The sequence below is a fragment of the Rhodococcus sp. DMU1 genome (genome assembly GCF_012272955.1).
In the GTDB taxonomy this organism is placed as follows: Bacteria; Actinomycetota; Actinomycetes; order Mycobacteriales; family Mycobacteriaceae; genus Rhodococcus; species Rhodococcus aetherivorans.
In genome coordinates this window covers 5,566,851-5,580,749 of the sequence record NZ_CP050952.1, presented here as the reverse complement: position 1 = coordinate 5,580,749, position 13,899 = coordinate 5,566,851, and the positions used below count along the sequence as shown (strand labels likewise).

At 67.6% G+C, this 13,899-nt stretch carries 14 protein-coding genes; 8 read left to right on the top strand and 6 right to left on the bottom strand.

Annotated features, from left to right (window positions below):
- Positions 1–117: 117 nt before the first annotated feature.
- Genes HFP48_RS25485 through HFP48_RS25455 form a run of 7 tightly spaced genes read left to right on the top strand, consistent with a single transcriptional unit; the run spans position 118 to position 6,364 of the window.
- Positions 118–525 carry a nuclear transport factor 2 family protein gene (locus HFP48_RS25485; RefSeq protein WP_006934104.1) on the top strand — a complete coding sequence of 136 codons (408 nt, stop codon included), beginning with the start codon at positions 118–120 and terminating at the stop codon, positions 523–525.
- Between the two features lie 24 nt (positions 526–549).
- Positions 550–2,106: an AMP-binding protein gene (locus HFP48_RS25480; protein ID WP_168580262.1), complete on the top strand. Its 1,557-nt coding sequence runs from the start codon at positions 550–552 to the stop codon at positions 2,104–2,106.
- Positions 2,103–2,570 (top strand): hypothetical protein, encoded by a 468-nt coding sequence (locus tag HFP48_RS25475; protein WP_168580261.1) that lies wholly within the window; start codon positions 2,103–2,105, stop codon positions 2,568–2,570. Before HFP48_RS25480 ends, HFP48_RS25475 begins: the two co-directional genes overlap by 4 nt.
- Positions 2,567–2,983, top strand: a complete 417-nt coding sequence (locus HFP48_RS25470) for a MaoC family dehydratase (protein ID WP_161996707.1) — start codon at positions 2,567–2,569, stop codon at positions 2,981–2,983. The genes HFP48_RS25475 and HFP48_RS25470 overlap by 4 nt, the downstream gene beginning before the upstream one ends.
- A gap of 30 nt (positions 2,984–3,013) precedes the next feature.
- The gene (locus tag HFP48_RS25465) at positions 3,014–3,853 is read left to right on the top strand and encodes a mycofactocin-coupled SDR family oxidoreductase (protein ID WP_006934097.1); all 840 of its coding nucleotides are present in this window, start codon (positions 3,014–3,016) and stop codon (positions 3,851–3,853) included.
- 7 nt (positions 3,854–3,860) lie between these two features.
- The gene (locus HFP48_RS25460; protein ID WP_006934096.1) at positions 3,861–4,376 is read left to right on the top strand and encodes a pyridoxamine 5'-phosphate oxidase family protein; all 516 of its coding nucleotides are present in this window, start codon (positions 3,861–3,863) and stop codon (positions 4,374–4,376) included.
- A gap of 5 nt (positions 4,377–4,381) precedes the next feature.
- Positions 4,382–6,364 (top strand): FAD-dependent oxidoreductase, encoded by a 1,983-nt coding sequence (locus HFP48_RS25455; protein WP_168580260.1) that lies wholly within the window; start codon positions 4,382–4,384, stop codon positions 6,362–6,364.
- 228 nt (positions 6,365–6,592) lie between these two features.
- Here HFP48_RS25455 and HFP48_RS25450 read toward each other — a convergent pair whose 3' ends face one another.
- Positions 6,593–8,221, bottom strand: a complete 1,629-nt coding sequence (locus tag HFP48_RS25450; protein ID WP_168580259.1) for an NAD(P)/FAD-dependent oxidoreductase — start codon at positions 8,219–8,221, stop codon at positions 6,593–6,595.
- 314 nt (positions 8,222–8,535) lie between these two features.
- Here HFP48_RS25450 and HFP48_RS25445 point away from each other — a divergent pair, with 314 nt between their 5' ends.
- Positions 8,536–8,844, top strand: a complete 309-nt coding sequence (locus HFP48_RS25445; RefSeq protein ID WP_006934089.1) for an EthD family reductase — start codon at positions 8,536–8,538, stop codon at positions 8,842–8,844.
- Between the two features lie 72 nt (positions 8,845–8,916).
- On the opposite strand, the gene HFP48_RS25440 is transcribed toward HFP48_RS25445, so the two are convergent.
- The 5 genes from HFP48_RS25440 to HFP48_RS25420 all read right to left on the bottom strand — a co-directional run bounded on the left by HFP48_RS25440 (position 8,917) and on the right by HFP48_RS25420 (position 13,853).
- Positions 8,917–9,339, bottom strand: a complete 423-nt coding sequence (locus HFP48_RS25440) for a nuclear transport factor 2 family protein (RefSeq protein ID WP_006934087.1) — start codon at positions 9,337–9,339, stop codon at positions 8,917–8,919.
- A 32-nt stretch (positions 9,340–9,371) separates the two neighbouring features.
- Complete coding sequence (locus HFP48_RS25435; protein ID WP_168580258.1) at positions 9,372–11,168, bottom strand: NAD(P)/FAD-dependent oxidoreductase; 1,797 nt, start codon at positions 11,166–11,168, stop codon at positions 9,372–9,374.
- 25 nt (positions 11,169–11,193) lie between these two features.
- On the bottom strand, positions 11,194–12,036 hold the full coding sequence (locus HFP48_RS25430; RefSeq protein ID WP_029546539.1) for a mycofactocin-coupled SDR family oxidoreductase: 843 nt from the start codon (positions 12,034–12,036) through the stop codon (positions 11,194–11,196).
- Between the two features lie 40 nt (positions 12,037–12,076).
- Complete coding sequence (locus HFP48_RS25425; protein ID WP_006934081.1) at positions 12,077–12,622, bottom strand: SgcJ/EcaC family oxidoreductase; 546 nt, start codon at positions 12,620–12,622, stop codon at positions 12,077–12,079.
- Between the two features lie 109 nt (positions 12,623–12,731).
- Entirely contained in the window at positions 12,732–13,853 is a 1,122-nt protein-coding gene (locus tag HFP48_RS25420; RefSeq protein WP_006934078.1) for an NDMA-dependent alcohol dehydrogenase, read from the bottom strand.
- Between the last annotated feature and the right edge of the window lie 46 nt (positions 13,854–13,899).

Sequence of the window (13,899 nt, the reverse complement as noted above, 5' to 3'; positions counted from 1 at the left end):
GCCGTCCCTCGGCGCGGAAACTGGGGTCCTCGTACCCCTAGACAATGCGCATGATTAGTATAAAGTGACTGCCATCACACCTCCCTTCCTTCCCTCCCCTCGGCAGGAGTAGTCGTAATGTCGCTCAGGAACGAAATCGAAAACGCCCTTGCCCGCTACGCGCTCGCCTACGACGACGGCGACATGGACGGCGTCGAGCGCGTCTTCGGCGAAACCGCCGTGTTCACCATGAAGATCGGCGACGGCGACCTCATCGGGCCGCTGAACGGCCGCGAGGAGATCATGGGCCTGTTCCGCGGCGCGCACGAGTCGCAGACCGACCAGCGGCGGCACATCACCACCAATCTGCTGATCGACGAGATCGACGAGAAGAACGTCCGCACGGTGTCCTACCTGCTCATCACCTCCGCGGAGAACGGTGCGCTGAAGGTGTTGTCCACGGGCAAGTACGAGGACGAGTGGACCCGGAGCGGCGGCGACTGGGTGCTCACCAAGCGGCACATCGCCCTCGACCTCCCGTACTGAACCCTCCCGCATCCGGAGACACCCATGACGATGAACCAGGGCCTCATCCCCGCCAAGTGGGCCGCCCTCACCCCGAACCGCATGGCGTTGTACGACGTCCCCAACGATCGCCGCATCACGTTCGCCGACCTCGACGAGCGCGTCCGGCGCCTGGCGAACGGACTGCGCGGACTCGGCCTGGAGAAGGGCGACCGCGTCGCCGTGCTGACCAAGAACAGCATCGAGTTCCAGGAACTGTTCTTCGCCGTCGGCCGAGCGGGACTGATCCTGCAGCCGCTGAACTGGCGGCTGGCAACTCCGTCCCTGCTCGGGCTCGTCGCCGACGCCACCCCGAAGGTGCTCATCACCGCCTCCGAGTTCCGTTCCGTGGCAGAGGAACTGAGTCGATCCACCTCGGTCGACCACTGGCTCGAGTTCGGCCCGGGCGGAAGCGGGACGTACGAGGAGCTGCTCGCGAGCTCCAGCCCGGCCGAACCGATCTGGACGCCGAGCGTCGGGGGAGACGACCCGTTCTTCATCCTCTACACCGGCGGCACCACCGGCGAGTCCAAGGGCGCGCTGCACTCGCACACCAGCGCGGCCGCCGGCATGCTCAACCAGACCGTCGCCGAGCGGGTCGTTCCGACCGACGTCTATATGCTCACCGGCCAGATGTACCACATCCCGGTGGTGCTCTCGATGAACTACATGAAGCACGGATGTCCGGTCGTGCTGGTCAATTTCGAGTCCAAGCAGGCGCTCGAGATCATCGAGTCGGAACGGGTCTCGGCGTTCCTCGGCATCACCACGATGCTGAACTGGATGATGGCCGTGGAGAACTTCGACTCCTACGACCTGTCGAGCCTGCGCAACATCCAGTACGGCGGCGGCCCCATGCCGTCCGCGATCGTGCGCAGCGCGCTCGAGGCGTTCCCGTGCACCCTCATCCAGGGATACGGCCAGACCGAGGGCACGACCATGTCGTTCCTGTCCCAGGAGGACCACCTCGACGCGGTCAACGGCATCAACGAGCACCGGCTGAAGTCCTGCGGCCGCGAAGGATTCGGCACCACGATCCGGGTCGTCGACTTCGACGGCAACGAGGTCCCCAAGGACGGCAGGACCCCCGGCGAGATCGTGGTCCGCTCCGAGGCCAACATGCTCGGCTACTGGAACAAGCCGGAGCTGACCGCGCAGACCCTGCGCGACGGCTGGATGTGGACCGGCGACGTCGCGGTCTGGGACGAGGACCACTACGTCTATATCGTCGACCGGGCCAAGGACATGATCATCTCCGGTGGCGAGAACATCTACAGCATCCAGGTCGAAGAGGCCATCGGCGCCCATCCCGCAGTCCTCGAATGCGCCGTCATCGGCATCCCCGACGACGAGTGGGGCGAGGTCGTCAAGGCCGTCGTCGTGCTCAAGCCCGGGCACACCGCCACCGAACAGGAGATCATCGACACCGCCAAGCGGAACCTGGCCTCCTACCAGAAGCCCCGTTCGGTCGACTTCGTCGACGCCCTGCCGAAGGCGCCGACCGGGAAGATCATGAAGCGGGACCTGCGGGCGCCGTACCTCGAAGCGACGGCGGCCCGATGACCGTGGACACCGGACGCCGGGTGCCGACCGAGACCGAACTCGCCGAACTGGTCGGCACCCGCTTCCCCGGCGGCCAGGCCACGCTCGAGCCGTGGTGGGTGCACCTCGTCCTCGACAGCATGCTCGCCGACCCCGCCGACGGCGGTGCGCACCCGGTGCTGGTGTTCCTCGTCGCCACCGGCGCGATGGGCTGGAGCTGGGACGAGTTGTTCGCGGTGTTCGGGGCCACCGAGGCCGACGGCCCGATGGCCGGGGAAACCGAGACGGTGGTGCACCGGCCGCTGCGCGTCGGCGCCGCCTACCGCGTCTCGGGCGAGATCGTCTCCGCGACGCGCAAGGTGGGCCGGCGCACCGGCGTCTTCGACATCGTCGGCTACCGTCTCGACCTGCACGACGAGGACGGCGCGCACTGTGCCTCCACCACCAACTCGATCGTGTTCCCGCGGCGAGGAGAGAACGCATGAAACCGACCGTCGGACAGAAGATTCCCGAGCGCACCATCGACGCGGTGGATCCGGCCCGGATGAAGACCCTCTCGGCGCTCATGCGGGACCCGAACCCGATCCATTTCGATCGGAAGGCGGCGAGCGCGCTGGGCCTCGGCGACCGCACGGTCAATCAGGGCCCGAGCAACATCGCCTACGTCGTGTCCATGCTCGGCTCCTGGGCCGGTGGCGTGGACCGGGTCACCGGATACCGGTTCAGATTCCTCGGCAACGTATTCGAGGGTGACAGGCTGCGGGCCGCGGGCGTGGTGACCGACGTGGAGGAGACAGCCGACGGCCTCCTGGTGCGCTGCGACCTCACACTCGACGTCCTCGGCGGAGCGCGCGTTCTCGAAGGCACCGGGACCGTCCGGTTCCCCGTCGATCGCTAGACACCAATTCTCACGAGAGGGGCGACAATCATGGCAGGACGAGTAGAAGGCAAGGTCGCGTTCATCACCGGGGCCGCCCGCGGCCAGGGTCGCAGCCACGCGCTGCGGCTCGCCGAGGAGGGCGCCGACATCATCGCGGTCGACATCTGCGAGAACATCGACTCGGTGACCCCGTACTACCCGCTGGCCACCGAGGACGAGCTCAAGGAGACCGTCCGGCTCGTCGAGGCCCTCGACCGGCGGATCGTGGCGCACCGCGCCGACGTCCGGGACCGCGCGGCGCTGCAGCGCGCCTTCGACGACGGGGTGGCGCAGCTCGGCGGCGTCGACATCGTGGTCGCCAACGCCGGCATCGCCACCTACGGCCGCTCGTGGGAACTCACCGCCGAGCAGTGGCGCGACATGATCGACGTCAACCTCACCGGCGTCTTCAACACCGCGGTCGTCGCGATCCCCACGATGATCGAGCAGGGCCGCGGCGGGTCCATCATGTTCACCAGTTCGATCGGTGGCCTCAAGGGCATTCAGCAGGTCGCCCACTACGTCGCCGCCAAGCACGGCATCGTCGGGCTCATGCGGACCATGGCGAACGAGCTCGGTCCCCACAGCATCCGGGTCAACACCATCCACCCGACGAACGTCGACACCATCATGATCCAGAATCCCGGGACGTACGGCATGTTCTCCCCGGGGGATCCGGAGCCGTCGCAGGAGAAGGCGATGCCGGGGTTCATGTCGCTGAACACGCTGCCGGTGCCCTGGGTCGAATCGATCGACATCAGCAACGCGGTGCTGTTCCTCGGCAGCGACGAGGCACGGTACGTCACCGGAGTCACCTTCCCGGTGGACGCCGGCGCGTACGTGAAGTGATGTGACGATGGCCGTCGGAATCGACGACAACGAGGATCTGCGTACACTGCGGGTCGACGAGGAGGGCATCGCCGAACTCGTTGCGGCGCAGACCGAATGTACCTTCGCCTTCAGTACGGCGGCCGGGTGGCCCGCCGGGGTGGTGATGAGCTACCTGCACCACGATGACCGGTTCTGGCTCACCGCCGCGAAGGACCGCGCGCACGTACGTGCGGCGATGCGCGAATCCCGCGTGACGCTCGTGATCTCGAATGCCGGCACCGGCCTGCCCGGCAGGCGGATGCTCGCCGTCCGCGGCCGCGTCACCGTCCACGCCGACGCGGAGACCAAACGCTGGTTCTATGCGGCGTTCGCGCAGCGCCATGCTCCGACCGATCCCGCAGCCTTCCAGCGACTGCTGGACAGCCCCAACCGAGTCGTCCTGGAAGTCCGTCCCGTTCGCATCGCGGTCAGTCACGACTCGACCAGGATGCCGGGCGACGGACGCGGCGGCTCGCTCGGGCCTCGACCGAACAAGGAGTGAACAATATGACCGCGGATCCGGACTCCGCCTACGCCCACCTGCTCTCGCCGTTCCAGATCGGCCCGATGAAACTGCGCAACCGCGTGGTGCTGCCGCCGCACGCCTCGGCGATCGGCAACATCTTCGGGTCCGAGGCCGACGCCGAACGCAACCTCGCCTACTACGTGTCCCGGGCGAGGGGCGGAGCCGCGTGGTTCGACAGCCTCAGCGCCTGGGTTCCGAACACCGGGGTGATCCCGGGGTTCGAGCCCACCGGCGTCGGCGCCACGGTCGAGGGCCACTACAGCCTGCCGATCTTCGTCGAACGCGTACAGGCGTATTCCGATGCCCTGCACGCCGAGGGCGCGGTGGCGACGGGGCAGATGGTCCACCAGGGCGGCATGCCGCATGGTGCGTCGTCGGTCCTGAGCGCTCCGGTGATCAACAACGTTCCGCACAAGCTGAACCGGGACGAGATCGCCTACTTCGTCGGCCAGTACAAGTTCTGTGCGGAGCAGGCCCAGAAGGCACGCCTCGACGGCGTCGAACTCCACATGAACCACGACGATCTGCTCGAGTACTTCCTCTCGCCGCTGACCAACAAGCGCGACGACGAGTACGGCGGCTCGATCGAGAACCGTTGCCGGTTCCCGGTCGAGGTGCTGCGGGCCATCCGTGACGTGATCGGATCGTCCATGGTCATCGGCATCCGGCTGAACCTGCGCGAGGAGGTCCCGGGCGGCTACGACATCACCGGAGCCATCGAGATCGCGCAGTACCTCGAGAGCACCGGCCTCGTCGACTACTTCCACGGCGTGGTGGGCAGCCCGTGGGGCAACCCGTCCTACATCCAGCCGCACTTCTACGAGGCCGGCCAGTGGAGCGATCTCGCCGGGCAGCTCAAGCGGGCGGTGTCGCTGCCCGTCGTGCACACGGGCCGCATCAACCACCCCGACGTCGCCGAACGGATCCTCGCGGCCGGCGACGCCGACGTCGTCGGCATGGCCCGCGCGCACATCGCCGAGCCGTCGATCATCGAGAAGGTCCGCACCGGCCGCGTCGACGAGATCCGGCCCTGCGTCGGCGGCAACGAGTGCATCAGCCGCCGCTACGTCGAGGGCCTGCCGTTCGGCTGCGCGGTCAACCCCGTCACCAGCAACGAGGTCGACGGGCCGTGGCCCACCGTGACCGACCCCCGGCGCGTGCTCGTCGTCGGTGGCGGCCCGGCGGGCATGGAGTTCGCGGCCCTGGCCCGGGAGAAGGGCCACGACGTGGAGTTGTGGGAGGCGTCCGACGTGCTCGGCGGCCAGCTGCGCACCGCGATCAACGCGCCCACGTACGACATGTTCGAGAAGTACCTGGACTGGCAGCAGCGCCGGCTCGAGCGGGCGGGCGTGAAGATCGACTACCGGCACGCGGCGACGAAGGCGGAGATCGAGGCCGCCGGATTCGACGTGGTGGCGGTCGCCACCGGCTCCACCCGCCGGATCCCGGACATCCCGGGCGTGTACGGCGACAACGTCGCCGACATCCGCGACGTCCTGAACGGCGACGCCGCGGTCGGCAAGCGGGTCCTGATCGTCGCGCAGGACGATCACATGCCGCCGCTGTCGCTCGCCGACTTCCTCACCGATCGCGGTCACGACGTCACCATCGTCTACGCGACGCAGGTCGCGGGCCAGCTGCTCGGCCGCTACATCGTCGGTGCGATCCTCGGGCGCCTCGACGAGAAGGGCGTGCAGTACCGGTTCATGGAGGACGTCGTCGAGATCACCCCGACCGGGGTGGTCACCCGCAACGTCTACTCCGGCCGCACGCACCGGGTCGACGGCTTCGACTCGGTGGTGCTCGCCTGCGGTGGCATCGGGGACGCCGGCCTGTACGAGAGCATCAAGGACGGCCCGGCTGCAGAGGGCGAGCGGGAGGTGCACATCCTCGGTGACGCCTACGCGCCGCGCCGACTGGTCTTCGCCACCCGTCAGGCATTCGCGCTCGCGAAGCTGATCTGACGGACACCACGACGGGGGTGCGGGCTTCGGGCCCGCACCCCCGTTTCGGTGTCCGTCGGCGATGAGCGGGATGTTGCTGCGTCGAGCGGGAGGTTGTCGTCGTCGCTTCTCGCGTTTCGGCGCGAGATCCTACCGCTCCGCGCGAGATCCACCCGCGCGACACGAACGACGCAGCGAAAAGCGCCGGGCGATCGCTGGTCGCGATCGCCCGGCGCGAGATCCGCCGCATCAGGCCAGGACGAATCCCTTGAAGTCGGCGTCCCGGACCTCATTCCACGTCTGCTCGTAGAGCACGATTCCGCCGGCGTACGGCATGAAGATCTGCGGCTTACCGGGCACATTCGCGCCGCGGTACCACGACCCGGACTCGCCCTGCGGCCACAGGGTCATGTTCGCGATCTCCTCGACCGTCTCGACCCACGCGTTCTGCGCTTCCTCGGTGGCCTCGATCGTGGTCAGTCCGTGCTCGCGCATGTGGTCCATGGTCTCGACCGTCCACTCGACGTGCTGCTCGATGGCGGTCACCATGTTCGACAGCACCGACGGGCTGCCGACGTTGGCGATGATGAACATGTTGGGGAATCCGGCGGTGCCCAGGCCGAGGTGCGTCTTCGGGCCCTCCTGCCACGCCTTCTGCAAGGGCAGGCCGCCCCGGCCGCGAATGTCGATCTGGGTGAACGCGCCGGTGAAGGCGTCGAACCCGGTGGCGAGCACGACGGCGTCGAACTCGTACTCGGTGCCGTCGGCGAGATGCATGCCGTGTTCGGTGAAGCTGTCGAGGGGCTTCTTGCGCAGGTCGACCAGTTCGACGTTGTCGCGGTTGAAGGTCTCGTACCAGTCGGTGCCGACGACGGGCCGCTTCGCACCCATCGGGTAGCCGAACGGCTTGAGGCTGTCCGCGACGTCCGGGTCGTCGACGATCTCGTCGATCTTGGCCCGGATGAAGTCACAGACCGAGTCGTTCGCCCGCTGGTCCACCATCAGGTCCGCGAACGCGCCGAGGAAGGCAATTCCGCCGCCCTGCCAACGCTTCTCGTACTCGGCCCACCGCTCTTCGTCGCTGACGTCGAACGCGGCCTTGGGGTTGTCGTCGCGGATGCAGCCCGCGGCGGCGGTCCGGCACGCACGGCGTCGCTCGCGGTAGTTCGCCTTGACGTTCGCGACGAACTCCGGGTCGAGCTTGTGGTTGCGGGCGGGAATGACGAAGTTGGCGGTGCGCTGCAGCACGGTCAGCTTGCCGGCCTGCTTGGCGATCTCCGGGATGGCCTGCACGCCGGAGGATCCGGTGCCGACGGCGGCGACCCGGAGACCGGTGAAGTCCACTCCCTCCTCCGGCCACTCGCTGGTGCGGTAGATCGGCCCCTGGAACTTGTCGAGGCCCGGGACGTCGACGTCCTTGGGGACCGACAGGCAGCCGACGGCCATGAGGCAGAACCGTGAAACGTACTCGTCGCCCTTGTCGGTGCGGACGTACCACTTCTGCTCGCCCTCGTCGAAACGGGCTTCGGTGACGGCGGTTTCGAGACGGATGTCGCGGCGCAGGTCGAACCGGTCGGCGACGTGCGAGAGGTACGCCTGCAGCTCGGGCTGCGACGGGTAGCGCTCGCTCCACTCCCACTCCTGCTCGAGTTCCTCGTCGAATCCGAACGAGTAGTCGTGGCTGTCCACGTCGCAGCGGGCGCCGGGGTAGCGGTTCCAATGCCAGGTGCCGCCGACCTCCTCGCCCTTGTCGAGCGCGACGGCGGTGTAGCCGTGGCGGCGCAGCTTCCACAGCAGGTACAGCCCTGCGAAGCCCGCGCCGACGACGACGGCGTCGACCTCGATTGCGGATGTTGAGGAGTTGGGGGTTGCAGTCATCGGATGGCCTCTCTGACTGGGGGATTCGGTCGGATGTGCCGATGTCACCGCCAGGCTCGTGGTTTCGGTGAGCCGGGCGGGAGCGCGGTGCGGCCGGATGGTCGTCCGCTCGCGGAAGAGTTTGTGACGGGTATCACTCTATCAATGCGAATGGATATAATCAAAGGTGTAGAGCGGATATATTTGACGGGCGTCTTCGCGCCACCCCGTGTGCGGGGCTGTTCCACACCCCCGCGTGCGGGGCCGTTCCACACCCCCGTGTGCGGGGCTGTTCCACACGGAAATCTCCGAATCCACCATGGAAAGAGGTCGACATGTACCGACTCGTCGCCGCGTACAACCACCCCGAGGATCCCGAGAAGTTCCTCGAGCACTACCGCAACGTGCACTCCAAGCTCGCGCTGAAGCAGCAGGGGATCCGGAACTACGAATGGGGCGTGTGCTCCACCCCCGACGGCAGCACCCCGCCGCACTTCCTGGTCGCGGTGTGCGACTGGGACAGCAAGGAAGCCATGCTCGCCGACATGGCGTCTCCGGAAGGGCAGCAGGGCGCCGCCGACCTCGAGAACTTTGCGCAGGCCGGCGTCTCGTTCGACTTCTACGAGATCACCAAGGACATCTGATCCGAGACATACGGCAGGGGTGGGGACCGTGAAGCCCCCACCCCTGCCGTATGTGTCGCTACCGTATTCCGGTCAGGCGTCGAAACCGTCCATCTGCGGCGTGGTGAGGCCGGTGATGATCCGCTCGGCGATCTTCCAGCCGTCGGCGGTGCGGACGTAGCGGTCCTCGTTGAGCGCGATTGCCTTGATGGCGGCACCGTTCTTCATCTCCGCTTCGGAGAAGACGTAGTTCGTACCGGTGGCGTGGTCGTCGTCCTCGAAGTCGATGACGTGATTGGTGATGATGTGGAACTGCTTGTCCACTGCCTGTGCGTCCCGCTCGAAGAAGTCGAGGATCTGCTCGTGCCCCTCGTACCGGGTCAGGCCCACGGCGCTGGCGTCCCACGCTCCGTCGGGTGCGAAGGCGGACAGTGCCTCCTTGGGGTCGAATCGATCGAGGCCACGGGCGTAGAGATGGGTGATGCGGATGATCTCGTTGATGTCGTCGGCGCGCATGTATCGGTCTCCGATGTACTCGAGGGGCAGGGTCAGGGAACGGACGGCAGGTCGATGCCGTCCAGGTCGGCCTTGATCTGGAGAGCAAGGTACTTGTTGTAGATGCGGGCGAGGGTGAGATTGCCGCCGCTGAACCAGAATCCGTCGTGACCCGAACGTCGCCACACCGACCGGATCTCGCCCTCGTCGTCGAGACCCCAGACCGGTCCGCATTGGTCGGCGACGGCGTCGCCCAGGACGCGGCGGGCAGTGTCGAGGATGCCCCGGAACCCGGTGGCGAACACAACGCTGTCGGCGGGCACGACGGTGCCGTCCGACATGACCACTCCCTCGGGAACGAACCGTTCCACGGTCTTCCCTGCGACCAGTCCGATCGACCCGTCGGCGACGAGCCGGGACGCTCCGACGTCGATGTAGTAGCCGCCGTTCCGGGTAAGGAAGAGGTCCATCGCTCCGGTCCCGCCGTCGCCCAGGTGATGACGGAATCCCCGGGCGCTCAGGGCATCGAGCAGGTCGCGATCGATGTCGGCCATGGCCGCGACGGCGGTGCGCAGGCCGTCGACGAATCCCTGGTCCCGCCGCGCGAACGATGCACCGACGAGGTCGGCGATCTCGGTGGGCGCGGTGTTCTCGCCGTAGGCGGGTTTCAGCATGACGTCGACCACGGTGGTGCCGCCGACGACGTAGGTCGGACCCCGCTGGACGAGGGTCACGTGAGCGCCGGTGTTGTACAGGTCCTGGGCGATGTCGTGGCCGCTGTTCCCGGTGCCGATGACGACGACATCACGGCCGCTCCGTCGTGGGTCCGTCGTGTAGCGGCCGGAATGCAGCAGCTCGCCCGCGAATTCTCCGGTCCCGGGGATGTCCGGTACGAGCGGCTCGGTGCCGCTCAGGCCGGTGGCCAGGACCACGTGCTGCGGGCGCAGCACCCGCCGTTCGCCTCCGCGGTCGAGCACCACCTCCCACCGCTTCGTCGCGGGATCGTACGAGGCGCTCACGAGTTCCGTGCGGGTCCACACGTTCAGTTCCAGGGCTCGGGCGTAGATGTCGAGCCAGTCGCCCATCTTGTCCTTCGGTGTGAACACCGGCCAGGTGGGTGGGAACGGCATCATCGGCAGATGGTTCGACCACACGGGGTCGTGCAGCACCAGCGAGTCGTAGCGGTTGCGCCAGTTGTCACCTACGCGCTCGTTGCGCTCGACGACGAGCGCGTGGACGTTCATCGCCCCGAGGTAGGCGGCGAGCCCGAGACCGGAATGTCCGGCGCCGATGACGAGGACCTCCGGATCCCGTTCGGTGCACTCGCTCGCGAGGAGCCGACGATCACCCCAGTGGACGGTGACGCGTTCACCGGGTTCCGGGACACCGTTCGGACGACGCTCTCCCACAGCCGGTTCGGCGCCGGCGAGACTGTCGAGCGTCGTCAGGACAGCCGTCGCGCGCCAGCGGCCCGCATCGTCCGGGGTCAGTCGCGCGACGCCACGGACGTGTCCGAACCGGATGGTGAGGCGGAAGAGCAGCTGCACGACCGGCGGGCCCTCGCCTGTCGGCAGCAGCGCCGGTGGCACGGAGGAATCGAGCGCTTCGTCGCGGACCTCGAGATCCGCCGCGCCGGTGAGCAGCGGGCGGATCGCCGATTCGCCGTGCAGGCTGCGCAGATCGCCGGTGAAGGCGAGCAGGTCGCGCCACCACGCGTCGGTGGCGAGTGCGTCCGGGTAGTCGTCGGCGTTTCCCGATCGGAGCGCACCGGCGAAGTCCGCGAGCCAGCGTTCGGCGACCGCGTCGGGGTGGGCGGGATCGAGGCGCGGTGTGTCGAGTCGAGCAGTCATGTGGTCTCCCGTTCGTCCGGCCGGGTCAGCGGAGGGTGTAGCCGGCGTCGACCTTCAGTTCGGTGCCGGTGACGTACCGGGCCTCGTCGGAGGCCAGGTACAACACCGCGTTGGAGATGTCGATCGGCTCGATCCACGGCACGGGCAGGACGTTGGTGGTGGCGAAGACCGGTGCGGCCTGTTCCTGGGTGGGATGTTCGACGTCCGGGAGGAACAGCCGGAAGCAGGCCTCGTTGAGGATCATGTCCGTGGCGACGCCGGTGGGATGCACGGTGTTGACGCGGATGCCGTGCGGACCCAGTTCCAGTGCGAGCGTGCGCATCAGGCCGACCACGGCATGCTTGCTCGCGGTGTAGGGCGCGACGTTCGGCGTGCCCTTCAGGCCGGCGGTGGAGCTGGTGATGACGATCGACCCCCCGGTGCCCTGTTCGATCAGGTGCGGGGTGACGGCCTTGCACGTGTGCCACACGCCCTTGAGATTGATGTCGAGGACATCGTCCCAGTCGCGTTCGCTCACCAGGTGTGTCTCGTCGCCGAAGAGGAAGATGCCGGCGTTGGCGGCGACGATGTCGATCCGGCCGAGCTCGGCGATGCCCTCGTCGACCACGGCTTTGACGGCGTCGAAGTTACGGACGTCGGCCTTGCGGGCGATGATCCGGCGATCGAGTGCCTCCACGGCGCGCACCGTCTCGGCCAGGTCGTCCTCGGTGGCGCCGGGGTAGAAGCGGGTGACGCTCTCGATGTCCTCGGCCACATCGAGAGCGACGATGTCGGCGCCCTCCTCGGCGAGGCGGATCGCATGGCTGCGTCCCTGGCCGCGGGCCGCGCCCGTGATGAAAGCGACCTTACCTGCTACCCGTCCTGTCATAGCTGCTCCTTCGGGGGCCGCCGACGGGCCCGATCCGCCGTCAGCGGTAGGTGTTCCAGGTGGGAGCCGACTCCGGATAGTCGGCCTCGGTGTATCGGGTCTGGGGCCACCGAATCCGTTTGGTGGTACGGAAACTCGAGCCCATCGACTCGAACGGTACCGCGTACATGAACGACACGGCGCGTCTTTCGAAAAGCCAGGTGCCGTCCCGGCGCACGTATCGGTCGCGGTACCGGAACGCGGTCATCATCAGGGTGTCGTGGACCGCCAGTTCGGCATGGCCGGTCATGATTCCGCTTGCGTGCGAGTCGTCTTCGATCGTGACGAGGTGGATCTCGGGTGTGTGCAGCATGGTGTGGTAACGGTCCATGCTGGAGACGTAGAAGGGGCGGATCTGCTCACGGCCGCGCAGCTCGGTGCCGGCGACCTCGAAGACACCGTCCTCGGTGAACATCGACAGCACGGTATCGATGTCGTGGTCGTCGACGGCCAGGGCGTAACGTCCGGCCAGGTCCCGGATCTCGTCCTTGGCGACGAGGCGGCTCAGGGCGGCGGAATCGAGGTCCGCGAGTTTCGAGGCAGTCATCGGCTCTGTTCCTGTCGGAGGTACACGGATCGGGCCGGGACGGAGTGTGGACCCCCGTCCCGGCCCGTGCGCCGGGCGCGAACACTCCCGGGGAATCGCGTGTGCCGATCTAGTCGTCGTACATGATGACGCCGCGAATGTTCTTGCCCTCGCGGAGATCCTTGAACGCGGTGTTGATGTCCTCGAGCTTGTAGGTCTTGGTGACCAGCTCGTCGAGCTTGAACTCGCCACGGCGGTACATGTCGGCGATGAGCGGGATGTCGCGGCGCGCCGTCGTGGTGCCGTACAGGGTGCCCTGCAGGCGCTTGCCCGACATCGCGAAGGTGAACAGGTCGAACGGCACGTCGCGCTGGGTGACGGGAGCGGCGGCGGTGAGCACCAGGGTGCCGCCGCGGCGGGTCATCTCCTGCGCCGGGTTGAGCAGGTGCCCGTAGGCGATGTCGACGGTGATGATGACGACGTCGGCGCCCTGCCCCTCGGTGAGCTGGTCGACGACCTCTCGGCACTGTTCGAAGTTCTCGGTGGTGTGGGTGGCACCGAAGATCTTGGCCTGGTCGCGCTTGTACTCGACGGGGTCGATCGTGACGATGTTCTTGGCGCCCTTGTGCCGGGCGCCCTGGACCGCGTTCATGCCCACACCGCCGGTGCCGATGACGACGACGGTGTCCCCGAGCTGGATGTCGGCCGCGTAGACGGACGAGCCCCAGCCGGTGGGGACGCCGCAGCCGATCAGTGCGGCCTTGTCGAGCGGGATGTCCTTGCCGATCTTGACGCACGAGTCGATGTTGACCACGACGTACGGGGAGAAGGTGCCGAGGTAGGAGAACGGGCCGACGCCCTGGCCCCGGGCGTGGACGCGGTGGGTGCCGTCGGGGGCGAAGCCGCCGAGCACGCCGGCGCCCATCTCGCACATGTTGGAACGGCCGATGGTGCACATCTTGCAGTGGCCACAGGACGGCAGGAAGGACAGGACGACGTGGTCGCCGACCTCGAAGCCGGTGACGTCGGGGCCGAGCTCCTCGATCACGCCCGCACCTTCGTGCCCGCCGATGATCGGCGCCCAGTCGAGGGGGATGTCGCCGGTGTCGACGTGGTCGTCGCTGTGGCAGATGCCGGAGGCGGCGAGCTTGACCCGCACCTCCCGGCTCTTCGGGGGATCGATCTCGATTTCCTCGACGCTCCAACCGGACCGGGTTCCCGGCTCCCACAGCAGCGCTCCGATGGTCTTCATGGCTTCTCCTCGTGACGAACGGGGGTGAAGGCGCGAGCGGCGGCCG

Coding starts and splice junctions, on each gene's coding strand:
- HFP48_RS25485 (WP_006934104.1), top strand. CDS start 118: ATGTCGCTCAGGAACGAAATCGAAAACGCCCTTGCCCGCTACGCGCTC.
- HFP48_RS25480 (WP_168580262.1), top strand. CDS start 550: ATGACGATGAACCAGGGCCTCATCCCCGCCAAGTGGGCCGCCCTCACC.
- HFP48_RS25475 (WP_168580261.1), top strand. CDS start 2,103: ATGACCGTGGACACCGGACGCCGGGTGCCGACCGAGACCGAACTCGCC.
- HFP48_RS25470 (WP_161996707.1), top strand. CDS start 2,567: ATGAAACCGACCGTCGGACAGAAGATTCCCGAGCGCACCATCGACGCG.
- HFP48_RS25465 (WP_006934097.1), top strand. CDS start 3,014: ATGGCAGGACGAGTAGAAGGCAAGGTCGCGTTCATCACCGGGGCCGCC.
- HFP48_RS25460 (WP_006934096.1), top strand. CDS start 3,861: ATGGCCGTCGGAATCGACGACAACGAGGATCTGCGTACACTGCGGGTC.
- HFP48_RS25455 (WP_168580260.1), top strand. CDS start 4,382: ATGACCGCGGATCCGGACTCCGCCTACGCCCACCTGCTCTCGCCGTTC.
- HFP48_RS25450 (WP_168580259.1), bottom strand. CDS start 8,221: ATGACTGCAACCCCCAACTCCTCAACATCCGCAATCGAGGTCGACGCC.
- HFP48_RS25445 (WP_006934089.1), top strand. CDS start 8,536: ATGTACCGACTCGTCGCCGCGTACAACCACCCCGAGGATCCCGAGAAG.
- HFP48_RS25440 (WP_006934087.1), bottom strand. CDS start 9,339: ATGCGCGCCGACGACATCAACGAGATCATCCGCATCACCCATCTCTAC.
- HFP48_RS25435 (WP_168580258.1), bottom strand. CDS start 11,168: ATGACTGCTCGACTCGACACACCGCGCCTCGATCCCGCCCACCCCGAC.
- HFP48_RS25430 (WP_029546539.1), bottom strand. CDS start 12,036: ATGACAGGACGGGTAGCAGGTAAGGTCGCTTTCATCACGGGCGCGGCC.
- HFP48_RS25425 (WP_006934081.1), bottom strand. CDS start 12,622: ATGACTGCCTCGAAACTCGCGGACCTCGATTCCGCCGCCCTGAGCCGC.
- HFP48_RS25420 (WP_006934078.1), bottom strand. CDS start 13,853: ATGAAGACCATCGGAGCGCTGCTGTGGGAGCCGGGAACCCGGTCCGGT.